Consider the following 4,981-nt stretch of genomic DNA (forward strand, 5'->3'; position numbering starts at 1 on the left):
CGCTGCGCTGCGTCCGGGGCACGAGAGCGGGGTGATGGGGCGCAGTTGCTTCCACGTCGTCATTGCGAGCGAAGCGAAGCAATCCAGAGTGCCTCCGCGGAGGGATTCTGGATTGCTTCGTCGCAAGGGCTCCTCGCAATGACGGAGTGTGGGGTGACGGGGTCGCTTCATCATTCGCATTCATCGCAGACACGCCCTCGTATCCTCGCGGCTGATCTCGCCCGAGCTTTGCCTCGATGCTTCACCCTCGAATGAAAGAGGGCGCAGGGAAGGCCGGGAGCCGGCTGGCGCCCGCGGTCCACTGTGCGAATTCTGCGTGATAAGAAGCTGCACAGCGGCATACAGGTGAAGCCAGGACATCCCGGCCTTCCCTGCGCAGTGGTTTTACGGCTTATGTCGTGCTCTCCCCGGGGAGCGATGCACTATTGCCCCCGTTGCCTTGCGGATGGCTGACGCGAGGACCCGGTTGGGCCGCCCACATCACCGCAACACTTGGCGCACAGACCCCGGGCGCCAGAACCACACGATTTTGCCGTACGCTGGAATCACACCGGTCGTATGCGCGACGCACTCGCTCACGGTTACCCGCCCTGCGAAGCCCTTCGCGCCGATGCAACTAGCGTCCACCGCCGCCCGGCCCGCGTTCGTGACGATCGCGATACGCCCCTCTTCCTTGGACCGGGTTGCCGCAACACATACGTCATTTCCGAATTTCGGTAAAGTGGAATATTTTTGGGTCTTACGCTTGACCGACATCCTGGGTGTTTTGCCCGACGGGCAACGCAAGGGCTTGTGGACGGCCCGCCCGCCGAATTGGTCCCGATCAGTAGCGTCTGTGTCACTCTCTGGAATTGGAATCGCAGCTGACGTCAGCGAGCCGCACCGCAAGGTCAGGCCAGAAGCGGACTTCGCGTCTAGACGAACCTGGTTGCGCTAATCGCGAGGCTTCCCGAATACAAAATCAAAATGTTGAAGGAGCACCTGCTGTCTCTTCCGATCCTCCAATCCGCTACCCTCTCCTCTTGCTCGTGCAACTCACGATACAGCTGAGACATCCAGGCAATAACCCCACGTTCAATTAGTCCAAATGGGCCGCGCTTACATTGCTTCGCGGGTGCTCCATGCGGCAGCAACGTTAGCAAAGAGATAGCGCAATACGCGAACCCCGTTGGATGAGGGCTCCCATAACTGGGTGGCTTTTGGCCTCGCCAAAAATCGCGAGAATAAGCCGCCGGTACGGAAAATGTAAGCTGCCGGTCAAGCGTCCTCGCCAAATCAGCGGCACTCTCTGGTCGATGCAAATACACCGTCCAGGAGACGCCGCGATGACCACGACGCACGGCACTACATGGCTGGAATGGACATCCGTATCGACCGGGCATGTCACCAGCTTCATCTGGAAATGTTGGGATGCTTTTCAGGCGCGCCGCGAACGCCAGAAATTGAGCGCTGCTTTGTCCGACTTAAGTGACGGAGAACTGATGGATATCGGCACCACGCGCGGCGAGATCGACTACGTCGCCTCGCACCGAGGTATTGACCCTCGAGGCATCCGATCCGGTGAATGGCTGCGATATCTGCCAACTGTGGACGGCCAGGTAGGACCGACTGACTTTCGGTAGAGGTCACGAGCGCTGGCTTGCTGCGCCGGAAGTCCCTTCTGGTCTTCCGCAGACACCAGACATTGGAACTGGTGGCGGTAAGACCAGAAGGGGCCATTTCCGGATGTAAGCACCGTAACAACAGAGAGACGAAGCCTCTTGCTTTAACGAAACTGAGCAACCGATCCCAATGGTGGACCAGACCATCAATCGCGGGGTTCACTAGACGGTGGTCGACGTATCACGTCATGCTACCCGGAATGAAACAGCGGACACGAGGATGTCCGTCGATGTAGTGCTTCCAGACCATGGTCCGTCCGGCAAGATTGGGTTGCTTGATGACAGCGCCATCTGGCACGAGCACCCATTCGTCGTCGATGCGAACGCGATATTGTCCGTGATCGGACTTCCAATTCGGGTCGGAGACGACGTAGGCGTCGGAGTCCTCACAGCACTTCCCGAATTCGCTTTGCAGACCCTCGAACCAGGGCTTTAGCGGGGAATTCGCATAGCGCCCGTCATCTCGCGCAAATGTCGCGGTCGACACCAGCAGCAGGCAGACTTGAGCCGCCAAGCGCTTCATCGCTCTGGTCGCCAGCATTTCATCACCTCGGCCACTCGGAAAATCAGTTTCGATTCAGCGCAGCTGGCGTAATGGGCAAGGAGCGCAGGAACACGAAGCGGGAGGTCACTGGTATTTCCGCGTCGGCGCGGCCATCCTGGCCGATGAGAATGAGACCCGCTCCCCCATTTGCGACGGTCAGGATGACCTCTTCACCAGTCCATGTCCGGATCGGGTTCATCCCGATGACGAGAAACTCGCCTACGGGCTGGTCCAGATATTGAAGTCTGAGCTGCGGAGCGATTTCGGGCGGTGCAAGACGGAAGCCGAGTTGCTGCGCGAGTTCGTAGATCTGCCGCAATGGCACCGTCTCACCGCTGAAGCCCAGATCGGCGGCGGTCACTGTCAGAAGTGTTACCGCCGTTCTGGTACTGCTGAGCGTAAACGCAGGTCGGGCAAGAGCCTCCGCAGCCGAGTTACCGACGCCGCAACCAATCTTACTCAGCGCGGTGAGGAGAGCGAACGTATCCGGGAACGTCCCGATGCTGATCATTTTCCATTCGGCAACATCCGAAACGGACGTTACGGGACCCATGCGCGTCGGGACAACGGGCGCCGCCTTGAGCACTAACTGCCTCTGCAACACATCGCGCGCCGAGCATTGAGCGTGAGCGCGGTTCGCAGAGGCGAGAACGCATACGACCCAGATCAAGAGCCTCGCTGCAGTGGCAGCCCACGTCAGTGCAGCCGTCCGCCTCATGACATCCTCCCTCGTGACGCGGGATCCGCAAGCAGTTCATACTGCTCGGCCGCGCACGAGGATGCGCCAAGGTCATGAGAAGCGCTTTACAGGCGCCTTCCATTCTTCTTACCGTCTGCTTACATATCCGCTCCACGGGGTGCGATCGTACCGCAGGAGGATGCATTTGCTTTACTCCTTTTCGGATTTCACGCTGGACACGGAACGGCGGGAGCTGCGGCAAGGAGCCGAGACAATCTCTGTCGCGCCGCAGGTATTCGACCTTCTGAACTATTTGATCCGGAACAGGGAACGCGTCGTCAGTAAGGACGAGCTCATCGCCGGCGTTTGGAATGGTCGCATCGTCTCGGATGCCGCGCTGACGACGCGCATCAATGGTGCCCGGTCTGCGATCGGCGACACCGGTGAGAAACAGGACCTGATCAAGACGCTCCCGCGCAAAGGTTTCCGCTTCGTGGGCGCAGTGCAGGAAGCCGGGAGCTCCGCAATGGAGACGGTTGGCTCAGTCGAGCGAACCGGCGACATGCCGCCGCGCCTATCCATCGTCGTGCTACCCTTCGCGAACCTGAGCGGTGATCGTGAGCAGGACTATTTCGTGGACGGTGTTACCGAGAGTTTGACCACAGACTTGTCACGCATCAGTGGTTCATTTGTCATCGCAAGGAACAGCGCATTCTCATACAAGGGCAGAGCAATCGATGTACGGCAAGTCGGCCGCGAATTGAACGTTCGCTACGTCGTCGAAGGTTCAGTACAACGCAGCGGTAAGCGGCTTCGGATGAACGTGCAGTTGATCGATGCTATCAGCGGCCAGCATCTTTGGGCGGAGCGCTTCGAGAAGCCTGTGGTCGACCTGTTCGACATGCATGACGAAATTGTATCCAGGCTCGCCAATACATTGGGTGCCCTCCTCATCGAGGCCGAGGCGCGAAGAGCCGAGCGCAAACTGGACCCCGACGCAATGGATTTGTACTTCCAGGGTCTGGCCTGGTTGAGGAAAGGCTCTAACCCCGAATACATAACTCAAGCGCGCAGCTTCTTCGAACGCTCTCTAAAGTGCGACCCCGCCAACGTCGAAGCGATGATTGGGTTGGCAAATGTTGATACGTCAGTTGGAGCCAGCTTTATGACGGATGATGGGCCTGCGCGGTTTGCAGCGGCCGAAGCGATGGTGAATAGAGCATTGTCCATGAGGCCGAACCATGCGTCGGCCCACTTGGCTCGGGGTCGGGTCCAAATCTTTACGAACCGGCCGGCCCAAGCTATCCGTGAATTCGAGCATACGATAGCGCTGGATCCGAATAGGGCCAACGCTCACGCCGCCCTTGGTTTTGCCAAAATCTATTTAGGCCTCGCCGAGGAGACAGAAGGCCATATACTCGAAGCTCTACGTCTCTCTCCGCGCGATACTGAAGTCTACCAGTGGGCATCTTTTGTGGGCGTGGCCAAGCTGCTGCTTGGTTCCGACGTCGAAGCCGTCAGTTGGCTCCGACGAAGCACTGAGGCGAACCCCAACTTTCCTATCGCTCATTTGGCACTCGCCGCTGCGTTGGGCCTGACTGGCGCGCTCGATGAGGCGCGAACTGCTGCAAGAACGGGGCTTGCACTAAATTCAGGTTTCACCATCCGTCGCTTCCTCGCTGCTCAACAAAGCGACAACCCGATTTACCTTGCCGGGCTGGAGCGCACGTGTGCAGGCTTCCGCCTCGCTGGCGTGCCGGAAGGGTGATGGACGTTTCCGGTCAAAAACCGACTTCAGCGCGTTCCTGAGCTATGTCGCCTTTGGGTCCAGGCCGTGTGAAAAGGCTCTGTTTGCTGTGATTCGGGCGATAAGATTTCCTGCGATTTTGCGGGGCATCTGATGAAGCGCTTTGTTGAAGGGGTGGATCGGGGGCAGAGCACGCTGTTTCCGTCGTCGCTCGATGACTATGTGAGCGTCGACGGTCTCGATCTCGGCAAGCTGGGGTTCGTCGGTGTCCAGCCACTCGACACTGGCCGACCGAGTTACCATCCCAGCACTATGCTCAAGCTGTACATCTACGGCTATCTCAATCGGGT

At 58.8% G+C, this 4,981-nt stretch carries 4 protein-coding genes and 1 pseudogene; 3 read left to right on the forward strand and 2 right to left on the reverse strand.

Going from position 1 to position 4,981, the window contains the following annotated elements:
• The first annotated feature begins 1,325 nt into the window (after window positions 1-1,325).
• A complete protein-coding gene (locus YU9_RS46970; RefSeq protein WP_084299221.1) occupies window positions 1,326-1,622 on the forward strand; it encodes a DUF1127 domain-containing protein in 297 nt (98 codons plus the stop codon).
• 220 nt (window positions 1,623-1,842) lie between these two features.
• On the opposite strand, the gene YU9_RS0137975 is transcribed toward YU9_RS46970, so the two are convergent.
• Together YU9_RS0137975 and YU9_RS0137980 are read right to left on the reverse strand one after the other, a co-directional pair.
• Window positions 1,843-2,202 carry a hypothetical protein gene (locus YU9_RS0137975; protein WP_027577368.1) on the reverse strand — a complete coding sequence of 120 codons (360 nt, stop codon included), beginning with the start codon at window positions 2,200-2,202 and terminating at the stop codon, window positions 1,843-1,845.
• Between the two features lie 25 nt (window positions 2,203-2,227).
• On the reverse strand, window positions 2,228-2,716 hold the full coding sequence (locus tag YU9_RS0137980; RefSeq protein WP_371259257.1) for a hypothetical protein: 489 nt from the start codon (window positions 2,714-2,716) through the stop codon (window positions 2,228-2,230).
• Window positions 2,717-3,083: 367 nt separating this feature from the next.
• Here YU9_RS0137980 and YU9_RS0137985 point away from each other — a divergent pair, with 367 nt between their 5' ends.
• Both YU9_RS0137985 and YU9_RS0137990 read left to right on the forward strand, forming a co-directional pair.
• On the forward strand, window positions 3,084-4,652 hold the full coding sequence (locus YU9_RS0137985; protein ID WP_156952371.1) for a winged helix-turn-helix domain-containing protein: 1,569 nt from the start codon (window positions 3,084-3,086) through the stop codon (window positions 4,650-4,652).
• A gap of 132 nt (window positions 4,653-4,784) precedes the next feature.
• Window positions 4,785-4,981, forward strand: a pseudogene (locus YU9_RS0137990) (IS5/IS1182 family transposase); the annotation flags it as partial.

It is taken from the genome of Bradyrhizobium sp. WSM1743, from assembly GCF_000473065.1.
Lineage (GTDB): Bacteria > Pseudomonadota > Alphaproteobacteria > Rhizobiales > Xanthobacteraceae > Bradyrhizobium.